19 protein-coding genes, 1 tRNA gene and 1 riboswitch are annotated in these 18,407 nt (G+C 69.0%); of the genes, 12 read left to right on the top strand and 8 right to left on the bottom strand.

The window, feature by feature from the left end; genetic code table 11:
* Nucleotides 1-56: 56 nt before the first annotated feature.
* Both OG390_RS19640 and OG390_RS19635 read right to left on the bottom strand, forming a co-directional pair.
* Nucleotides 57-1,322 (bottom strand): PTS transporter subunit EIIC, encoded by a 1,266-nt coding sequence (locus OG390_RS19640; protein WP_406169640.1) that lies wholly within the window; start codon nucleotides 1,320-1,322, stop codon nucleotides 57-59.
* Between the two features lie 252 nt (nucleotides 1,323-1,574).
* Nucleotides 1,575-2,864: a PTS transporter subunit EIIC gene (locus OG390_RS19635; protein WP_406169638.1), complete on the bottom strand. Its 1,290-nt coding sequence runs from the start codon at nucleotides 2,862-2,864 to the stop codon at nucleotides 1,575-1,577.
* A 174-nt stretch (nucleotides 2,865-3,038) separates the two neighbouring features.
* Here OG390_RS19635 and OG390_RS19630 point away from each other — a divergent pair, with 174 nt between their 5' ends.
* The 4 genes from OG390_RS19630 to rdgB all read left to right on the top strand — a co-directional run bounded on the left by OG390_RS19630 (nucleotide 3,039) and on the right by rdgB (nucleotide 5,539).
* Nucleotides 3,039-3,272, top strand: coding sequence for a PTS glucose/sucrose transporter subunit IIB (locus OG390_RS19630; RefSeq protein WP_362501359.1), 234 nt, complete (start codon nucleotides 3,039-3,041; stop codon nucleotides 3,270-3,272).
* 93 nt (nucleotides 3,273-3,365) lie between these two features.
* Nucleotides 3,366-4,112, top strand: coding sequence for a ribonuclease PH (gene rph / locus OG390_RS19625; RefSeq protein WP_406169636.1), 747 nt, complete (start codon nucleotides 3,366-3,368; stop codon nucleotides 4,110-4,112).
* A gap of 166 nt (nucleotides 4,113-4,278) precedes the next feature.
* Nucleotides 4,279-4,671 (top strand): hypothetical protein, encoded by a 393-nt coding sequence (locus tag OG390_RS19620; RefSeq protein ID WP_406169635.1) that lies wholly within the window; start codon nucleotides 4,279-4,281, stop codon nucleotides 4,669-4,671.
* Nucleotides 4,672-4,936: 265 nt separating this feature from the next.
* The gene (rdgB, locus tag OG390_RS19615; protein WP_406169633.1) at nucleotides 4,937-5,539 is read left to right on the top strand and encodes an RdgB/HAM1 family non-canonical purine NTP pyrophosphatase; all 603 of its coding nucleotides are present in this window, start codon (nucleotides 4,937-4,939) and stop codon (nucleotides 5,537-5,539) included.
* A gap of 52 nt (nucleotides 5,540-5,591) precedes the next feature.
* Here the strand turns inward: rdgB and OG390_RS19610 are convergent.
* The 4 genes from OG390_RS19610 to bcp form a co-directional block, all read right to left on the bottom strand.
* Nucleotides 5,592-5,676 (bottom strand) — tRNA-Leu (locus OG390_RS19610).
* 53 nt (nucleotides 5,677-5,729) lie between these two features.
* Nucleotides 5,730-6,173, bottom strand: coding sequence for an HNH endonuclease (locus OG390_RS19605; RefSeq protein WP_406169631.1), 444 nt, complete (start codon nucleotides 6,171-6,173; stop codon nucleotides 5,730-5,732).
* A 50-nt stretch (nucleotides 6,174-6,223) separates the two neighbouring features.
* The gene (locus OG390_RS19600) at nucleotides 6,224-6,880 is read right to left on the bottom strand and encodes an HNH endonuclease signature motif containing protein (protein WP_406169629.1); all 657 of its coding nucleotides are present in this window, start codon (nucleotides 6,878-6,880) and stop codon (nucleotides 6,224-6,226) included.
* Between the two features lie 252 nt (nucleotides 6,881-7,132).
* Nucleotides 7,133-7,600, bottom strand: a complete 468-nt coding sequence (bcp, locus tag OG390_RS19595; RefSeq protein WP_406169627.1) for a thioredoxin-dependent thiol peroxidase — start codon at nucleotides 7,598-7,600, stop codon at nucleotides 7,133-7,135.
* 134 nt (nucleotides 7,601-7,734) lie between these two features.
* On the opposite strand from bcp, the gene OG390_RS19590 reads away from it, so the two are divergent.
* The 3 genes from OG390_RS19590 (at nucleotide 7,735) to sugE (ending at nucleotide 8,977) form a co-directional block, all read left to right on the top strand.
* Nucleotides 7,735-8,073, top strand: coding sequence for a DUF3618 domain-containing protein (locus tag OG390_RS19590; RefSeq protein ID WP_399080756.1), 339 nt, complete (start codon nucleotides 7,735-7,737; stop codon nucleotides 8,071-8,073).
* 98 nt (nucleotides 8,074-8,171) lie between these two features.
* Nucleotides 8,172-8,474, top strand: coding sequence for a co-chaperone GroES (locus OG390_RS19585; protein WP_187285621.1), 303 nt, complete (start codon nucleotides 8,172-8,174; stop codon nucleotides 8,472-8,474).
* A gap of 66 nt (nucleotides 8,475-8,540) precedes the next feature.
* Nucleotides 8,541-8,627: riboswitch (guanidine-III (ykkC-III) riboswitch) on the top strand.
* A gap of 29 nt (nucleotides 8,628-8,656) precedes the next feature.
* Complete coding sequence (sugE, locus tag OG390_RS19580) at nucleotides 8,657-8,977, top strand: quaternary ammonium compound efflux SMR transporter SugE (protein ID WP_399080759.1); 321 nt, start codon at nucleotides 8,657-8,659, stop codon at nucleotides 8,975-8,977.
* Nucleotides 8,978-9,041: 64 nt separating this feature from the next.
* Here the strand turns inward: sugE and OG390_RS19575 are convergent, their stop codons facing one another.
* Nucleotides 9,042-11,528: a transglycosylase domain-containing protein gene (locus OG390_RS19575; RefSeq protein ID WP_406169624.1), complete on the bottom strand. Its 2,487-nt coding sequence runs from the start codon at nucleotides 11,526-11,528 to the stop codon at nucleotides 9,042-9,044.
* A gap of 202 nt (nucleotides 11,529-11,730) precedes the next feature.
* On the opposite strand from OG390_RS19575, the gene OG390_RS19570 reads away from it, so the two are divergent.
* The 4 genes from OG390_RS19570 (at nucleotide 11,731) to OG390_RS19555 (ending at nucleotide 15,354) form a co-directional block, all read left to right on the top strand.
* On the top strand, nucleotides 11,731-12,531 hold the full coding sequence (locus tag OG390_RS19570) for an ABC transporter permease (protein ID WP_406169622.1): 801 nt from the start codon (nucleotides 11,731-11,733) through the stop codon (nucleotides 12,529-12,531).
* Between the two features lie 25 nt (nucleotides 12,532-12,556).
* Nucleotides 12,557-13,408 (top strand): ABC transporter permease, encoded by an 852-nt coding sequence (locus OG390_RS19565; protein ID WP_406177748.1) that lies wholly within the window; start codon nucleotides 12,557-12,559, stop codon nucleotides 13,406-13,408.
* 11 nt (nucleotides 13,409-13,419) lie between these two features.
* Nucleotides 13,420-14,430 (top strand): ATP-binding cassette domain-containing protein, encoded by a 1,011-nt coding sequence (locus OG390_RS19560; protein WP_406169620.1) that lies wholly within the window; start codon nucleotides 13,420-13,422, stop codon nucleotides 14,428-14,430.
* Nucleotides 14,431-14,493: 63 nt separating this feature from the next.
* Nucleotides 14,494-15,354, top strand: a complete 861-nt coding sequence (locus OG390_RS19555) for a DUF1707 domain-containing protein (RefSeq protein WP_406169618.1) — start codon at nucleotides 14,494-14,496, stop codon at nucleotides 15,352-15,354.
* A 95-nt stretch (nucleotides 15,355-15,449) separates the two neighbouring features.
* On the opposite strand, the gene OG390_RS19550 is transcribed toward OG390_RS19555, so the two are convergent.
* Complete coding sequence (locus OG390_RS19550) at nucleotides 15,450-16,832, bottom strand: SGNH/GDSL hydrolase family protein (RefSeq protein WP_406169616.1); 1,383 nt, start codon at nucleotides 16,830-16,832, stop codon at nucleotides 15,450-15,452.
* A 207-nt stretch (nucleotides 16,833-17,039) separates the two neighbouring features.
* On the opposite strand from OG390_RS19550, the gene OG390_RS19545 reads away from it, so the two are divergent.
* Nucleotides 17,040-18,407, top strand: a complete 1,368-nt coding sequence (locus tag OG390_RS19545) for a DUF445 domain-containing protein (protein ID WP_406169614.1) — start codon at nucleotides 17,040-17,042, stop codon at nucleotides 18,405-18,407.

Here is an 18,407-nt window from a genome sequence, read left to right as displayed (position 1 = left end):
GCCCACGACAAGGCCCCCGGAGATCGCTCCGGGGGCCTTGTCGCGTGTCGGGGAGGCTACTTGGCCTCGGCCTTCTGCAGTTCCGCCAGCTCCTCGTCGGACTCGCGGCCCGGCGTCGGCAGGTTCCACTTCGTGATCGCGAAGCGGAAGACGACGTAGTAGACCGCCGCGAAACACAGGCCCACCAGGACCAGGCCCCACGGGTTGGTCGCGATGCCGAGGTTCAGGCCGAAGTCGACCGCGCCGGCCGAGAAGCCGAAGCCGTCCTTCATCCCGAGGGCCCAGGTCAGCGCCATGGAGACACCGGTGAGCACCGCGTGGATCGCGTACAGGACCGGCGCGATGAACATGAAGGTGAACTCGATCGGCTCGGTGACACCCGTGACGAAGGAGGTCAGCGCGAGCGAGAACATCATGCCGCCGACGACCTTGCGGCGCTCGGGACGGGCGCAGTGCACGATCGCGAGGCAGGCGGCGGGCAGCGCGAACATCATGATCGGGAAGAAGCCGGTCATGAACTGTCCGGCGCTCGGGTCACCGGCCAGGAAGCGCGAGATGTCACCGCTCTTGCCGTGGTACTCGCCGGCCTGGAACCAGGGGTAGGAGTTCAGCAGGTGGTGCATGCCGATCGGGATCAGCGCGCGGTTGGCGACGCCGAAGACGCCGGCGCCGATCGCACCCGAATTGACCAGCTTCTCACCGAAGTTGTGCAGACCGGTGCCGAGGACCGGCCAGATGTAGCCGAAGACGATGCCGATCAGCAGGCCCGCGAAGGCGGAGAGGATCGGGACGAGCCGGCGGCCGCCGAAGAAGCCCGCCCAGTCGGGCAGCTTGGTCCGGTAGAACTTCTGGTACAGCAGGGCGACGACTATGCCCATCACCACACCGCCGAGGACCTTGGCGTCCACCGGGGCGTCGACCATGACCACCTTGCCGTCGACGGCCGTGGCGACCTTCGGCAGGTTCTTGTCGGTGAACGTGGCGAGCACGTTCTTGAAGACCAGGTAGCCCACCACGGCCGCCAGCGCCGTCGAGCCGTCCGACTTCTTCGCGAAGCCGATCGCGATGCCCACGGCGAACAGCAGCGCCATGTTGTCGAGGATCGCGTTGCCGCCGGCCGACATGAAGCCGGCGATCTTGGTGAGGAACGTGGGGAAGGACGGGCGACCGAGCATGTCAGCATTGCCGAGGCGCACCAGAAGCGCGGCGGCGGGCAGAACGGCGACCGGCAGCATCAGGCTTCGGCCGATGCGCTGCAGAACAGCCATCGCGCCGGCGCCCTTCTTCTTGTCGGCCGCGGGAGCGGCGCTGGCCGTGGACACAACTTCCTCCTGGGGGTCCCCCCGGCCGGAGGCTGGGGCAGGGCAAGGCGCCGCCCAGGGAACAAGGGGGTTTGGGACGGCGTGGTCTACACCACTCAGTGGTGTAGACCTGTTGTAGCACGGTGAAGGCTGGATAAGGAACCCGCGAATTTTGTGGCCTGGACCATAAGGGGAGGAAGCGGTTCCGGAAGTGGTTCCGCGCATGCCGAAAAGCGCCCCGGAAAGGGGCGCGAGGCCGTGACGTCGTGCGGGTTACGCCTTGGTGATGTCCTCCCGCTCCTCCTCCGGCTCCCGCCCCGGCGTCGTCAGATCGAACTTCGTGATCGCGAACCGGAAGATCACGTAGTACACGGCGGCGAAGCACAGCCCGATCGGGATGATCGCCCACGGTTTGGTCGCCAGGTTCCAGTTGATGACGTAGTCGATGAGGCCGGCGGAGAAGCTGAACCCGTCGTGCACCCCCAGCCCCCAGGTCACCGCCATCGACGCGCCCGTGAGCAGCGCGTGCACCACGTACAGCAGCGGCGCGACGAACAGGAAGGAGTACTCGATCGGCTCGGTGATGCCCGTGACGAACGACGTCAGCGCGACCGAGAGCATCAGCCCGCCGACCTCCTTGCGGCGGTTCGGTCGCGCGCAGTGCGTGATCGCCAGGGCCGCCGCGGGCAGCGCGAACATCATGATCGGGAAGAAGCCCGAGGTGAACTGGCCCGCGCTCGGGTCGCCCGCCAGGAACATGTTGATGTCACCGTGCTTCACCTGGCCTTCCGGCGTCGTATAGCTGCCGAACTGGAACCAGATGGGCACGTTCAGGAACTGGTGCAGCCCGATCACCAGCAGCGCGCGGTTGGCCACACCGAAGACGCCGGCACCCCAGGCGCCCAGCCCCACCAGCCAGTCGCTGAAGCTCTCCAGACCGTCACCGATCGGCGGCCAGATCCACAGGCACAGCGCGGCGAACGCGATGGCCACGAACGACATGATGATCGGCACCAGCCGGCGCCCGTTGAAGAAGCCGAGCCAGTCCACCAGTCTGGTGCGGTGGTATCGCTGCCAGAAGTACGCGGTCAGCAGCCCCATGATGATCCCGCCGAAGACCCCCGGATTCTGGTAGGTGAACCCCGTCACGGAGAAGTCGGGCGCCTGGCAGCCGATGTCCTGGATGACCTTCGCCTGCTGTGCGCAGCTCTCCGGGAACTCGTGCAGCACGCCGAAGTAGACGAGGAACCCCGCGACCGCCGCCAGCGCGGTGGACCCGTCCGCCTTCTTCGCCATGCCGATGGAGACACCGACGCAGAACAGCAGGGGCAGCCCGAGCTCGCCGTCCAGCAGCGCGCCGCCCGCGCCCTTCATGACCTTGGAGACGCTGTCCCAGCCGAGCCCGTCGGGGCCGAACACGTCCGGCTGGCCAAGCCGGTTGAGGATGCCGGCGGCCGGCAACACCGCGATGGGGAGCTGAAGGCTGCGACCCATCTTCTGCAGGCCCTGGAACAGAGTGTTCCAACGGGCGCGCGCGGGCGAGGCGGCGCTGTCGGCACTCATCGGTGTCCTCCCGGCGGGGCCGGTTTGGCGACTGCCCGCACACTGGTGTAGACCAGTTGGCGACCGGTCGCTCTGTCGTGATCGCCATCATTCGGTACGTACGACATGACCGCTCGCGAAGATGGGCCAACTGTGGGTTACTGCGACAAAGCGGTTCGGATCAGGGAGTAGGACATGGCCACCAAGGCTGAGAAGATCGTCGCCGGGCTCGGCGGCATCGACAACATCGAAGAGGTCGAGGGCTGCATCACCCGCCTGCGCACCGAGGTGAACGACCCCTCGCTGGTCGACGAGGCCGCCCTGAAGGCCGCCGGTGCCCACGGAGTCGTCAAGATGGGCACCGCCATCCAGGTCGTCATCGGCACGGACGCGGACCCGATCGCCGGGGAGATCGAAGACATGATGTGACACCGGGGTCCTTCGGACCTCCGGCTCACCCCTGAGGGGCTGCTTCCGTTACCGGCGGCAGCCCCTCACCCGTATACGGCTAGGCTCATCGGCATGTCTCGAATCGACGGCCGCACCCCCGAACAGCTGCGCCCCATCACCATCCAGCGCGGCTGGAGCAAGCACGCCGAGGGCTCCGTCCTCGTCTCCTTCGGCGACACCAAAGTGTTCTGCACCGCCTCCGTCACCGAGGGCGTCCCGCGCTGGCGCAAGGGCAGCGGCGAGGGCTGGGTCACCGCCGAGTACTCCATGCTTCCCCGCGCCACCAACACCCGCGGCGACCGCGAATCCGTACGCGGCAAGATCGGCGGCCGTACCCACGAGATCAGCCGCCTCATCGGCCGCTCGCTGCGCGCCGTCATCGACTACAAGGCGCTCGGCGAGAACACCATCGTCCTCGACTGCGACGTCCTGCAGGCCGACGGCGGCACGCGTACCGCGGCCATCACCGGCGCGTACGTGGCGCTCGCCGACGCGGTCACCTGGGCGCAGGGCAAGAAGCTGGTGAAGGCGGGCCGCAAACCGCTCACCGGCACGGTGAGCGCCGTTTCCGTCGGCATCGTCGGCGGAGTCCCGCTCCTCGACCTCTGCTACGAGGAGGACGTGAAGGCCGACACCGACATGAACGTCGTCTGCACCGGCGACGGCCGCTTCGTCGAGGTCCAGGGCACCGCGGAGGCGGAGCCCTTCGACCGCAAGGAGCTCAACGCGCTGCTGGACCTGGCTCTCGCGGGCTGCGACGAACTCGCGGCCATCCAGCGCGCGGCCCTGGAAACGACGATCGAGGCAACCGCGCGTTAACCCTTAGCGTTCTTAGAGGTACGGGCGTACGGTCCAGCCGTGCGCCCCGCCGATCACGTCACGGGGACGAGCCGACCGCATCACCGGTCGAGCCGACCGCATCACCGGTCGAGCCGACCGCACCACGGGGTCGGACCACATCATGCCCACGGGGAGGGACCGTTCCATGGCCGCGCGTCACCGCCGCCGCACCGCCGCATTCGCCGTCATCGCCGCACTCGTCGCCCTGCCGGCGGCCGTCGGCTGCGACGCGGTCGACAAGGCCCTGGACTGCGTCCAGACCGCCGACTCCATCGCCGACAGCGTCACCGACCTCCAACAGGCCGTCGAGAACGCGGCGAACGACCCGACGCAGACCGACGAGTCCCTCAACTCGATAGAGAAGAACCTCGACAAGATCGGCGACAAGACGGACAACGCCGACGTCAACAAGGCCGTCGACGACCTCGACAAGGCCGTCGGCAATGTCCGTACGGCCGTCAAGAACGGCGACAACACCCCCGACATCAGCCCGGTCACGGACGCCGCAGGCGAACTGACGAAGGTCTGCACGCCGTAAGAGCCTGTGGCACATCCCCGGCCGGGCGCCCGCCGCCTGGCACGCACTCCCCCAGAGGGGGCACCCCCAGCCGCGTTGCCGAAACGCCCTGGTAGCTCCTCCCCCCACGCTCGGCTGCGCTCGCGCGGGGGGACCGCGGGGGGACCCCCATCGAGGACGCTCCGGCGCCTTGCGCTCGCACGCACCGGACGACGTGCGCCGATCCGGCCGGGGATGTGACACGGGCTCTGAAAGCCGACGGGTGAACTCGGAGATACTGGCGACCATGACCCGCCTGATCCTTGCCACCCGTAACGCCGGAAAGATCACCGAGCTGAAGGCGATCCTCGCCGACGCAGGTCTCACCCACGACCTCGTCGGCGCGGACGCCTACCCCGACATCCCCGACGTCAAGGAAACCGGCGTCACCTTCGCCGAGAACGCCCTGCTGAAGGCTCACGCCCTGGCCCAGGCCACGGGCCTGCCCGCCGTCGCGGACGACTCGGGCCTCTGCGTCGACGTCCTGAACGGCGCACCCGGCATCTTCTCCGCCCGCTGGTCCGGCCACCACGGCGACGACAGGGCCAATCTCGACCTCCTCCTCGCCCAGCTCGCCGACATCGACGAGTCCCACAGGGGCGCCCACTTCGCCTGCGCCGCGGCCCTCGTCCTGCCGGACGGCACGGAGCGAGTGGTCGAGGGCCAACTGCGAGGCACCCTCCGCCACGCCCCCAGGGGCACCAACGGCTTCGGCTACGACCCGATCCTCCAGCCGGAGGGGGAGACGCGCACCTGCGCGGAGCTGAGCGCGGAGGAGAAGAATGCGATCAGCCACCGGGGGAGGGCGTTTCGGGGGCTGGTGCCGGTGGTGCGGGAACTGTTGGGCTGAGGCCACGCACGAGAACGGCCTGCGTATCCTTCGATTCGCAGGCCGTTTGCTGTGCGGCGGAAGGGATTCGAACCCTCAAGCCGTTTCACGGGCCACAGATCCTAAGTCTGCTGCGTCAGCCGTTGCGCCACCGCCGCTAGCCGTCTGACATCGTACCGGTCACGGGGCTGCCGGTGAGCAGGGGTTTCTGTCACGCCGTTCCCCCGCTTCGGCTGCCTCCCCTGCACCAGGTGCTGGTGATCGCATGACAGTTGGGACACAACAGCCGCAGGTTCTCGCGTCGATCATCGCTCCAGTCGCCGTTGATGTGGTCGATCTCCAGTGTCATGGGCTTGCCGTTCCACTCGGGTGGAGTCCCGCACTCGTCGCACCGCTCAGGAACACCGATCTCCGACAGGGCTCGGCGCAGCAAAACCGTGCGTGTGCGATGCGGTCCGTCGCGCTTGGCGAGGATGTCCTCTGCATGTCTCGCCGGTGTGGTCCCGGGTTTTCCTCGCCGATGGGCTTGGCCTAGAAAGTGAGTGATCGAGAGTCCGTCTTGCTCGATCCATTCGCCCAAGGCGGCCCTTCGGCTGCCGTTGTCGGGAAACCCGAGCCTCCGCAGTGCCTCCGCCAGGGATGTCGAGTCGTCCACGGCCCGGCGCAGAAGATGGGCTTCCGGCTTTGGGACACGAGGGCGGCCGCTCACGAGGCCGATCCGGTACGGTGGCGCTTGTTCCTGCCTCGGTACGAGTCCGTTGTCGCATGGCAGTTGGGGCACAGCAGACGCAGGTTCTCCGGCCGATTGTTCCGCCAGTTTCCGTCGACGTGGTCCACTTCGAGTGGCAGTGGACATCCTCGCCAGAGTGGTTCCGTTCCGCATAGTGCGCATTGCGCGGACCTACCGAGATCCAGTAGGGCACGCTTGAGGCGATCCGGGTGTTCCCGGCGCCTGTCCTTGGACTCGTGTTGGACGAGGACCTGGTCGACCGTCCGCTGGCGTCGACCCTCCTTCGGCCGGCGGGGGCGAGAGGTGAAGTGCGAGGTGTCGAGACCGTACTCCCTGATCCTGCGGCTGATGTTGGTGTGGTGGCCGCCCACAACTTCGAGGCCGAGGTGACGGAGTACGTCGTTCACTGACCCCGATGCCGCCACGGCGGGTGCGAGTACCGCTCTGCTCCAGCGCGTTCCCTCGCGCTCGAAGTGGGACGTGTTCACCCCCAGCCTCTTCATGCGTCCCCGGATGTACTGCCGAGTCGAACTCCTCGGATCCACCCCGAGCTTCGTCAGGGCCTCCGACAACGTCCGCGACGAACGGGCTGCCTCCTCCAGGCGTTCCTCGGTGTATGGGCTGACCGGCATGCTGTCCCTCCGTTCCGGTCACGCGGTCGTGGCCTCGCACGGAGTAACGAACCGTTTATCGGATGGTCACGTCCGCCCCTTGGTATTCTGCTGATCAGCAGTCATGCCTTCCGGGCTCGGACACATGTCCGCCGGGAGGCTTTTTTCATGCCCGAAAACTTGACGCATGGCTGGAGGAGCGCAGGCCGGTGTCGGGGCGACCGGACCTGCCTCCCGATGTGTGGATCTCGTGCTGATCCGAAAGGGCCGGGCCTAGACGCCCAGGTCCTTGATGACCTTCGCCACGTGACCCGTCGCCTTCACGTTGTACAGGGCCCGCTCGACCTTGCCCTCCTCGTCCACGACGATCGTGGAACGGATGACGCCGACGTACGTCTTGCCGTAGTTCTTCTTCTCGCCGTAGGCGCCGTAGGCCTCGATGACGGCCGTGTCGGGGTCGCCGACAAGCGTCACCTTCAGGTTTTCCTTCTCGCGGAACTTGGCGAGCTTCTCGGGCTTGTCGGGGGAGACACCGATGACGTCGTAGCCGGCGCTCGCGAGGACGTCGAGGTTGTCCGTGAAGTCGCAGGCCTGCTTGGTGCAGCCGGGGGTCAGGGCGGCCGGGTAGAAGTAGACGATGACCTTGCGGCCCTTGTGGTCGGCGAGGGAGACCTCGTTGCCGTCGGCGTCGGGCAGGGTGAAGGCTGGGGCGGTGTCGCCGGGCTGAAGTCGCTCGCTCATCGGTACCTCACGTGGCCGGGGAATGGATACGGATACGGAACGAGCGTAATGGGGGGTGCCGAGGGGTGCGGCTCGGTCCGAGCTGACAGACTGTCGACTGCAGGGACTTCAGACACGACCACGGAGGCAGCGCGGTGTCGGATACGTCGAGAACGTCGGATACCAGGACTCCGGCGCAGATCGAGGCGGACATCAAGCGCCGCCGCGAAACGCTCGCGGAGACGCTCGACGAGATCGGCGTGCGCGTGCACCCGAAGACGATCGTCGGGGACGCCAAGGCCAGGGTCGCCTCCCATGTCGATCACACGTTGGGCCGCGCCTACGTCGGCGTCAACCGTGTCGTCAGCGATGTGAAGGGCCAGCTCGTGACGGAGGACGGCGCGCCGCGGCTGGAGCGCATCGTGCCGGTGGCGCTGGTCGTGGTGGGGGTCGTCGGGCTGTTCACCTTGGGCTCGCGGCGGCGCAAGGGCTGACCCACCGACGCACGAAAGCGGCCGAGGGCAGGTAGGTTCGGGGCGTGAGCGCCAATCGGGAAAAGCACAGCACCCAACACGACAAGTTGCCCATCCGGATGCTGCACGACCGCGTGCTGGTGCGGCAGGACGCCGCCGAGGGCGAGCGGCGTTCCGGCGGTGGCATCCTGATCCCCGCGACGGCGGCCGTCGGCCGGCGTCTCGCCTGGGCCGAGGTCGTCGCGGTCGGGCAGAACGTCCGGACGGTGGAGCCGGGCGACCGCGTCCTGTACGACCCGGAGGACCGCGCCGAGGTCGAGGTGCGCGGGATCGCGTATGTGCTGATGCGTGAGCGGGATCTGCACGCGGTGGCCGCGGACCGGTTCGAGGGGTCCGAGGACTCGACCGGCCTGTACCTGTAACGACTGACTTTGCCTGTGGATCGCAGGTGAAAGGGGCCGGTGACCCTCGTCATCGGCCCCCTTTGCTGTTTCTTTGCTACCTTTGAAGGACCCCGACGAGACGCGCCGTACCGGGCGGAGAGCGAAGGAGCCTCCGGGCAAAGACGACGCACCCCTGTTGATCGATCACGGAGGTGCCTCTCATGGCCTGGGTCCTGCTGCTCGTCGCCGGTCTGCTGGAAGTCGGCTGGTCGATCGGTATGAAGTACACCGACGGATTCACCCGCCTCGTCCCGAGCGTCCTTACGGGCGCGGGCATTATCGCGAGCATGGTCCTGCTGTCCTACGCCGCCAAGTCCCTGCCCATCGGCACCGCCTACGGCGTCTGGGTCGGCATCGGCGCGGCGGGGGCGGCGGTGCTCGGCATGGTCGTACTCGGTGAGCCGGCGACCGCCGCCCGGATCTTCTTCGTCTGTCTGCTGCTGGTGGCCGTGGTGGGGCTGAAGGTCACCTCCGGCCACTGATCGGCCGGGCCGGGCCTTGCTCAGTGCTCCCGGCCTGCCTCAGAGTTGGTGCTCCCGGCCTACCTCAGTGCTTTCGTGAGGTGAGCCCGCTGAGCGGCCCCGCCCCCGCGGTGGTCCCCGTGGTGCCGCCGTCCGTGGTTCCGCCGTCCGAGGTGCCGCCGTCCGTCGTCCCGCCCGTGGTGGTGCCACCGTCCGTGGTGTCCCCGGTGGTGGTGCCGCCGTTCGTCTGGCCCTCGGTCTGGCCTTGGGACTGCCCTTCGGTCTGTCCCTCGGTCTGCCCTTCGGTCTGGCCCTGGGTCTGACCCTCGGTCTGCCCTGCCGTCTGCCCCTCGGTCTGGCCCTGGGTCTGTCCCTCGGTGTCCTGGCCGCCGGTCCCCGTGCCGCCGTCGTCCTGGCCTTCGGTGGGCGTCGTGCTGGGTTCGAGCGTCGGGAGCTGCTGCTGCTCGGCGCCCGGCTGGAGCTGGAGGTCGAAGCCCGTCGCGGGGGTGCCCTTGAGGGCGGCCTTCGTGAACTGGGCCCAGATCTGCGCGGGGTAGCCGCCGCCGTTGATGCGGTTCTGGCCCAGCGCGCCGTACAGGGGCTTGTGGGCGCCCGTCTCGGGGTCCTGGCCCATGACGGAGACGACGGTGGCGAGGTCGGGGGTGTAGCCCGCGAACCAGGCGGCCTGGTCCTCCTCGGCTGTGCCGGTCTTGCCCGCGGCGGGGCGGCCGGCGGCCAGCGCGGCCGTGCCGGTGCCGCCCTCGACGACGCTCTGCAGCATGGACGTGGTCGTGTCCGCGGCCTCCCGGCTCACCGCCTGCTTCGTGTCCTTGGCCGGCAGCTGCACATCCGCCGCCCCGTCGTTGGTGATCTTCTCGATGAGCGTGTACGTGCCGTGCTTGCCGTGGTTGGCGAGCGTGGCGTACGCCTCCGTCATGTCCAGGACGCTGGCGGTGGCCGAGCCGAGCGCGATGGACGGGGAGGCGGTCAGGTCCGGGGTGTTGGGCGGGATGCCGAGGCTGACGGCCGTCTGCTTGACCTTGTCCGAGCCGACGTCCACGGCCATCTGCGCGTACACGGCGTTCACCGACTTGTCGGTGGCGGTGCGCACGGTGATGTCGCCGTACGAGCGGCCGTCCTCGTTCTCGGGCGCGTAGGAGCCGCCGTTCCAGCCCTGCACGGGGCGTTTGTCGGTGCCGTCGTAGATGGTGTTCGGCGTGATGGTGCGGCCGTCCTGCGTCGTCGAGCCGTTCTGCACGGCAGAGGTGAACACGAACGGCTTGAAGGTGGAGCCGACTTGGTAGTCGCGGCGGGTCGCGTTGTTGACGTACTGCTTGGTGTAGTCGATGCCGCCGTACATCGCGACGACCTTGCCGCTGGACGGGTCGATGGCGACGCCGCCGGCGCGGACGTAGTTGTCGACCTTGCGGTCCTTCTTGTCGAGCTTGTCCATCACCTGGTCGTTGACGGCCTTCACGAAGGCGTCCTGCCTGGGCTTCTGCAGGGTGGTCGTGATGCGGTAGCCGCCGGTGGCGAGGGTGTCCTCGTCGAGGATCTCGTTGCTCGTCAGGTAGTCCTTGACGGCTTGCACGAGATAGCCGCGCTGCCCCGACATGCCCGCCGAGCCCTTGGCCTGCTTCGGCATCGGGAACTTGACGTTGTTCCGGTCCGACGGGGTCAGCCACTTCTTCTTGACCATGCCGTCGAGTACGTAGTTCCAGCGGGCGACCGCCGCGGCCTTGTTCTCGGGGTGCGCGATCACGTCGTACTCGCTGGGCGCGTTGAGGAGCGCGGCGAGGTAGGCGCCCTGGCCGACCGTCAGGTCTTTGGCGTCGACGCCGTAGTAGGCCTGGGCGGCGGCCTGGATGCCGTACGCGTTGCGGCCGAAGTAGCTGGTGTTGAGGTAGCCCTCGAGGATGTCGTCCTTGCTCTTCTCGCGGTCGAGCTTGATGGAGATGAAGAACTCCTTGAACTTCCGCGTGGCGGTCTGTTCCTGGCCCAGGTAGTAGTTCTTCACGTACTGCTGCGTGATCGTCGAGCCGGACTGCCTGCCCTTGCCGGTGACCGTGTTCCAGGCGGCGCGGATCATCGCCTGCGGGTCGACGGCCGACTCGGAGTAGAAGTCGCGGTCCTCGGCGGCCAGAGTCGCGTGCTGGGCGTCCCTGGAGATCTGCGCGAGCGACACGCTCTCCCGGTTGACCTCGCCGTCGCGGGCGAGTTGGCTGCCGTCCGCGTACAGGTAGACGTTGCTCTGCTTGGTCGCGGCGGCGTTCGCGGGCGGGATCTTCACCAGGTAGTAGCCGAGCGCGAAGAAGCCGATCAGGAGCAGTATCACGCCGAGGAGCGTGCCGAGCAGGATCCGCCAGGTCGGGATGAGCCGGCGCCACCCGGTGCGCTGCCGCTTCTGCTTGTTGCCGGGCTTGCCCGGTGCACCCTGCGGCACCGGTCCCGGACCCGGTCCCGTTGCCGTGGCCGGTCCCGCTCCCGTCGCCGTGGCCGATCCCGGACCCGGTGCCGGATCCCTGGGTGCCCAGCCCTGGCTGTTCTGCTGCGGCTGCGGCTTGTTGCTCATTTGTCGCCGGACTCCTGTTTCGCGTGCGTACGTTCCCGTACGCCCTCGTACGCCTTGTGCGCCCCCTCTTGAAGACTGTCGCACCAAGGGTTCCGTTCCCTCGGCCCGGCGCGCTTCGGGCCCGGAAAATGCCTGGCGGGCCACGTCAATTCGGGGCTAGGCTCCTGCGCTTTGGCTCAACGCTGCGAAGAGGGGCGGGGTTGTGGGCACAGGGCGGTTGTACGCGGCCGTCGCGGTGGGCGGGTTCCGGCGCTTCGCCACCTATCGGACGGCCACGGCGGCGGGGGTGTTCACCAACACGGTCTTCGGGCTGATCCTGGCGTACGTCTTCATCGCGCTGTGGGACACCGAACCGCACCTCGGCGGCTACGACCAGGCGCAGGCGCTCACCTATGTGTGGCTGGGCCAGGCGCTGCTCATGGTGGTGGCGGTGATGGGCGGCGGCTTCGAGGACGAGCTGATCGAGAGAATCCGTACGGGGGACATCGCGATCGACCTGTACCGGCCGGCCGACCTCCAGCTGTGGTGGCTGGCCCAGGACGCGGGGCGGGCGTTGTTCCACCTGCTGGGTCGCGGGGTGGTCCCGCTCGCCTTCGGCGCGGTCTTCTTCGATCTCGCCCTGCCCGCCTCCCCGTTGACCTGGGTCGCCTTCCTCGTCGCGGTGGCCCTCGGGGTGGTCGTCAGTTTCGCCCTCCGCTTCTTGGTGGCGCTGTCCGCGTTCTGGCTCCTGGACGGGGCGGGTGCGGCCCAACTCGCGTGGATCGCGGGGATCTTCTGCTCGGGGATGCTGCTGCCGCTCAATGTCTTCCCGGGCGCGCTCGGCGAGTTCGTACGGGCCCTGCCCTGGTCGTCGTTGATCCAGGCGCCGGTGGACGTCCTGCTCGGCACCGCCGACCCGCTGGGCACGTACGCCTTCCAGGCCGCCTGGGCGGTCGGGTTGCTGGCTGCCGGGCGGCTGGTCCAGTCGGTGGCTACGCGCAGGGTGGTGGTGCAGGGTGGCTAGGCGTTCCTTCGAGCCGCTCGGCCGGGTGGACGAGCGGTACGCGTCATGGGCCGGGCAGGGGGCGTACGCCCGCCTGCGGGAGGGAGTGCGCGCCTACCGCATGATCGCCGCCATGTGGATCCGCTCCACGATGGCCTACCGCGCCTCCTTCGCGATGACCACCCTGGGCAACTTCGCGGCGACCGCCCTCGACTTCGTGGCGATCCTGCTGATGTTCTCCCAGGTCGACCGGCTCGGCGGCTACTCGCTGCCCGAGGTCGCCTTCCTGTACGGCGTCGCGGGCACCGCCTTCGGGATCGCCGACCTGGCGCTCGGCTCGATGGACCGGCTCGGACGCCGGGTGCGCGACGGCACGCTCGACACGCTCCTGATGCGGCCCGTGCCCGTCCTCGCCCAGGTCGCCGCGGACCGCTTCGCGCTGCGCCGCCTCGGCAGGATCACGCAGGGACTGCTGGTCCTCGGGTACGCCATCGCCGTACTCGACATCTCCTGGACGCCGCTCCGGCTGCTGATGATCCCGCTGATGCTGCTCAGCGGCGGCGTCATCTTCTCGGCCGTGTTCGTGGCGGGCGCGGCCTTCCAGTTCGTCGCGCAGGACGCCTCCGAGGTGCAGAACTCCTTCACGTACGGCGGCGGTACGCTCCTGCAGTACCCGCCGACCGTCTTCGCCAAGGACCTGCTGCGCGGGGTGACCTTCGTGCTCCCGCTCGCCTTCGTCAACTGGCTGCCCGCGCTGTACGTGCTGGGTCGGCCCTATCCGCTCGACCTGCCGACGTGGGTCGCCTTCACACCGCCGCTGGTGGCGGCGGGCTGCTGTGCGCTGGCCGGGGTCGCCTGGCGCGCGGGCCTTCGGTCGTATCGGAGTACGGGGAGTTAGGGGAGTTGGACGTGGCAGCCGGCGTGGACGGTCAATTCAGCGGCGCGGAGGGTGACTTCATCGAGCTCGACGGTGTCGAGAAGGTCTTCGACGTGCGCAAGAAGACCGGCTTCCTGCGCAGTGAGCGGCGGCAGGTGCGCGCCGTCGACTCCCTCTCCTTCACCGTGCCGCGCGGTGAGATGGTCGGCTACATCGGCCCGAACGGTGCGGGCAAGTCCACCACCATCAAGATGCTGACCGGCATCCTCACCCCGAGCGGCGGCCGGCTGCGGGTCGCCGGCATCGACCCGTCGCGCGAGCGGACGCGGCTCGCGCAGCGCATCGGGGTCGTGTTCGGGCAGCGTACGACTCTGTGGTGGGACCTCCCGCTGATCGACTCGTACCGCCTGATGCACCGCATGTACCGGATCCCGGACGGGCGTTACCGCGAGAACCTCGACCGCTGTGTCGAACTCCTGGAACTGGCCGACCTGTTGGATGTGCCCGTGCGCCAGCTCTCCCTGGGGCAGCGAATGCGCGGCGACATCGCGGCCGCGCTGCTGCACGACCCGGAGGTCCTCTATCTCGACGAGCCGACCATCGGTCTCGACGTGATCAGCAAGGCGCGGGTCCGGGAGTTCCTGCGCGAGCTGAACGCCGAGCGCGGCACGACCGTCCTGCTCACCACGCACGACCTCACCGACATCGAGCAGCTGTGCCGGCGGGTGATGGTCATCGACCACGGTCGGCTGATGTACGACGGCCCGCTGACCGGGCTGCACGAGGTGGGGGAGAGCGAGCGGACGCTGGTCGTGGACCTGGAGCGGGAGCTGCCGCCGATCGAGGTGGAGTCGGCGCGGGTGGTGAAGGTGGAGGGGCCGCGGCAGTGGCTCGCCTTCCCCGCGGCTCGGTCGGCGGCTCCGCTCGTGGCGCGCATCGCGGCGGAGTATCCGCTGGTGGATCTTTCGGTGCGGGAGCCGGACATCGAGGCGGTCATTGCCAAGATGTACGCACAGAGTGGCGCGGAGAAAGCGGTCTCGTAGCGAGTCTTCGCGGATTGGCGGGCCGCATGGCCCGCGGGCCGGGGAACTCGTAGGCTGCTGTACATGACCGACGACGAACTCCCGGAGCTGCGTGCCTCCGACGCCGATCGTGAACGAGTCGCCGAACAGCTGAGGGACGCCCTCGCGGAGGGCCGTCTCGACATGGAGGAGTTCGAGGAGCGGCTGGAGGCGACGTACAAGGCACGCACGTACGGGGAGCTGACGCCGATCACCCGTGATCTGCCGGGCGCGGCGGCCGTGGCCCCCGTCTCCATGGTCAAGCAACCTGTGGCGAGCGGGAGTTGGGCGGGCCGGATCGTCGGCGGCGAGGGTTCGTCCTCGTGGGGTGTGGCGATCCTGTCCGGGTTCGAGCGCAAGGGGCGCTGGACCGTGCCGCGGCGCTTCAACTCCTTCGCCTTCATGGGCGGCGGTGAGATCGACCTGCGCGAGGCGAACTTCGCGGACCGCGAGGTCGTCATCAACTGCGTCGCCGTCATGGGCGGGGTGAACGTGGTCGTACCGCCCGGCGTCGAGGTCGTCGTGCGCGGCATCGGCATCATGGGCGGCTTCGACCACCGCGAGGAGGGCCGGCCCGGGGAGCCGGGTGCCCCGCGCGTGATCGTCACGGGGTTCGCCTTCTGGGGCGGCGTCGGGGTCGAACGCAAGCTGACCCGCGCCGAGCGGCTTCGCATCAAGGAGGAGCGCCGCCAGGAGAAGCTCGAACGCAGGGCGGCCCGCAAGGAGTTGCAGGGTTCCCAGGGGGCGCGGAGCGACGGTCTCGGCGACATGTACGACGCGCTCGACGAGGCCCGCGACCTGATCCGCGAACGCCACGAGGAGCGTCGCGAACGGCACGAGGAACGCAGGGAGCGCCACCGGGAGCGCCGAGAGGCCCGGGACAGGCGCCGCCACGGCGACTATTGACCCGCGGTCGGCCGGAGCGCCCCTTCAGGGGCGCGGGGCTGAGACATGGTGCGGCTCCGCCGCGTGGGCGCCAACGAACCCGCAGCCGAGGGCCACTACAGCTGCGCCGGAGCCGACCCCTTCAAATCCTCCAGGTCGAACACCTCAGCCATCCGCTTGTACCCCTTGTCGCTGGGGTGCAAGTGATCCCCCGAGTCGTCATCGCCCCGCAGCCGCCGGGGGTTGTAAGGATCACGAAGCGCCGCGTCGAAGTCGACGACGGCGTCGTACACCTTCCCCGCCCGGATCTCCGCGTTGACGGCCTGCCGCACTGCGTCCCGGGCGTCCGTGTACCCCCGGTGCCCCTGGAACGGCATCAGAGTGGCCCCGACGACCCGCAGTCCGCGGGCGTGCGCCTGCCGCACCAGCTTCCGCAGTCCGTCGGTGACGGTCCGGGGATCCACGTGATGCGGATTGCGCAGAATGTCGTTGACCCCGAGATCGATGACGACGGCCTTGACGTTCGTACGGTCGAGCACGTCACGCCCGAAGCGGGAGAGGCCACTTGGGTTGTCGGCGGGGCGGCCGAGCCCCGCGGCGAGGATCTGGTTCCCGCTGATGCCCTGGTTGACGACGCTGTAGCGCGGCACGTCGTCCGACCCCGCCGCGTCGCGCAGCCGGTCCGAAAGGGCGTCGGTCCAACGATGGTTGGCCCCGACCGTGGAGGTGATGCCGTCGGTGAGCGAGTCGCCCAGCACGACGACGGTGCCCGCCGACTCGTCGCTCAGCACGTCGAGGGCGGTCAGATAGCGCCAGTACTCGCTCTGTTCGGTGTACGCGGTGCCGGTCACGTCCTCCGTGCGGTCGCCGTCGGCGACGTACGACATCTGTCGCGCGTGCGGGTGGTAGGTGACCGGGCCGGACGGGGTGGGCGTGTACGTCGTCACAAGGACGTCCGAGCCGTGCGGGATCCGCACGTGCACGGCGTCGCTCATCACCTGCTCGCCGGCCGGGATGATGACCGATGTGCCGCCGCCGAAGGTGAGGCGGCGCATGGTGTCGGTCACGGCGGCGGCGTTGTTCACGGTCGCGGCGACGGCGATCGTGGCGTGGGTGATGCTCAGCGGCTGCTGCCCGTAGAGGTTGGACAGCGTGACGCGGGCACTCGTACCACCGGCGCTCGCGTGCACGACGTTGCGCACGGAGCGGCCCGCCATGCCGGTCGTCTCGGTGCCGGGCTCGGCTCCGACGGGAGAGGCCGACCAGGCACCGACCCAGGTGCCGGTGGAGGCGGGGGCGGCGGAGTTGTGCGGGGTGCGGCCGCCGGCGAGGTTGTTCTGGTCGCCGCCCTCGTCCGCCGAGACGCCGACGTATATGGCGGCGGAAAGAAACACGATCACGGCAATGATCGCGGCGAGCATGGCGCCGTGCCTTGCGGGGGCTGCTGACATCGGCTGCTCCGCAGCGGGCCCCGCACCCCCGGCGTGACGCTTGGTCATGCGGTGTGTGTCTCCTCGGGCGATGGGAGCCCGAGGCTCCGATGTGATCGCCCCATGATGCGTCATGGGGCGGAAGAACACCGACAGCGCCCCTTAGGGTCCCCCCGGACTGTTCCCCGTCCGAACAGACGCCGGGAACTCCTGTTTCGTTCCAGGAGTCGGTCAGGAAGGGACAATGTGTACGAGGTCACTGGACGGGTGGAGCGGATGGAACGCACGAAACGGGAAGAAGCGGGTGCCGAAGGGCAGCATGCCCGGCCGGGCGCCGCCGTGAACCCCGAGGGGACCGCCCCAGGGCCGCCGGGCCGGGCGATGACCTCCTTCAGCCCCGCCGACGAGGAGAAGCGCCGGGGCGTCCGCCGGATGAAGATCACGGCGACCGGCCTGCTGCTCTTCGTCGCGCTGGTGTACGTCCTCGCCAAGTGGGCGCAGAACTCGGGTGCCGGTGCCTGGACCGGCTATGTCGCGGCGGCCGCCGAGGCCGGCATGGTCGGCGCGCTCGCCGACTGGTTCGCGGTCACGGCCCTCTTCCGTCACCCGCTCGGCCTGCCCATCCCGCACACCGCGATCATCCCCAACAAGAAAGACCAGCTGGGCGTCTCGCTCGGCGAGTTCGTCGGGGAGAACTTCCTCTCCGAGGAGGTCGTACGACAGCGGCTGCGCGCCGTCGGCATCGGCAGCCGGCTCGGCGCCTGGCTCGCCGAACCGGAGCACGCCGACCGTGTGACGGCGGAGCTCTCCGCCGCCCTGCGCGGCGCGCTCACCGTGCTCCGCGACTCCGATGTGCAGGCGGTCGTCGGTGAGGCGATCACCCGGCGTGCCGACGCTCAGGAGATCGCGCCCGGCATAGGGAAGATGCTGGAGAAGATCGTCCTGGACCGCGGCCACGAGCGGGTCGTGGACCTGATCTGCGTCCGCGCCCAGGAGTGGCTGGTGCTGCACGACGAGCAGGTCATGGACGCGATCGAGGGCGGCGCGCCCGGCTGGACCCCCCGTTTCGTCGACAGGAAGGTCGGCGAGCGGGTCTACAAGGAGCTGCTCCGCTTCGTCACCGAGATGCGCGACGCCCCCTCCCACCCGGCCCGCGGTGCCCTCGACCGGTTCCTCACCGACTTCGCCCGCGACCTCCAGTCCGACACGGACACGCGGGCCCGCGTGGAGCGCCTGAAGGGCGAGGTCCTCGGCCGCGGCGAGGTCCAGGACCTGATCGCCTCCGCCTGGACGGCCGTGCGGTCCATGATGGTGTCCGCCGCGGAGGACGAGCGCAGCGAGTTGCGGCTGCGGGTCCGGGCTTCCCTGCTGTCCCTGGGTGCCCGGATGTCGGTGGAGCCCAAGCTCCAGGCCAAGGTCGACAGCTGGGTCGAGGGCGCGGCGGTGTACGTGGTGACGACGTACCGCAAGGAGATCACCTCGCTCATCACCGACACCGTCGCGGGCTGGGACGCCGAGCACACGACCCGGAAGATCGAGGCCCACATCGGCCGCGACCTGCAGTTCATCCGGATCAACGGCACGGTGGTGGGTTCGCTGGCGGGGCTGCTGATCTACGTCGTGTCGCGGGGACTGGGGGCGTAA

The sequence above is a fragment of the Streptomyces sp. NBC_00996 genome (assembly GCF_045162675.1).
Classification (GTDB): Bacteria; Actinomycetota; Actinomycetes; order Streptomycetales; family Streptomycetaceae; genus Streptomyces.
The sequence above is the reverse complement of the archived record's forward strand: the minus strand, read 5'-3'. Positions and strand labels throughout refer to the sequence as shown.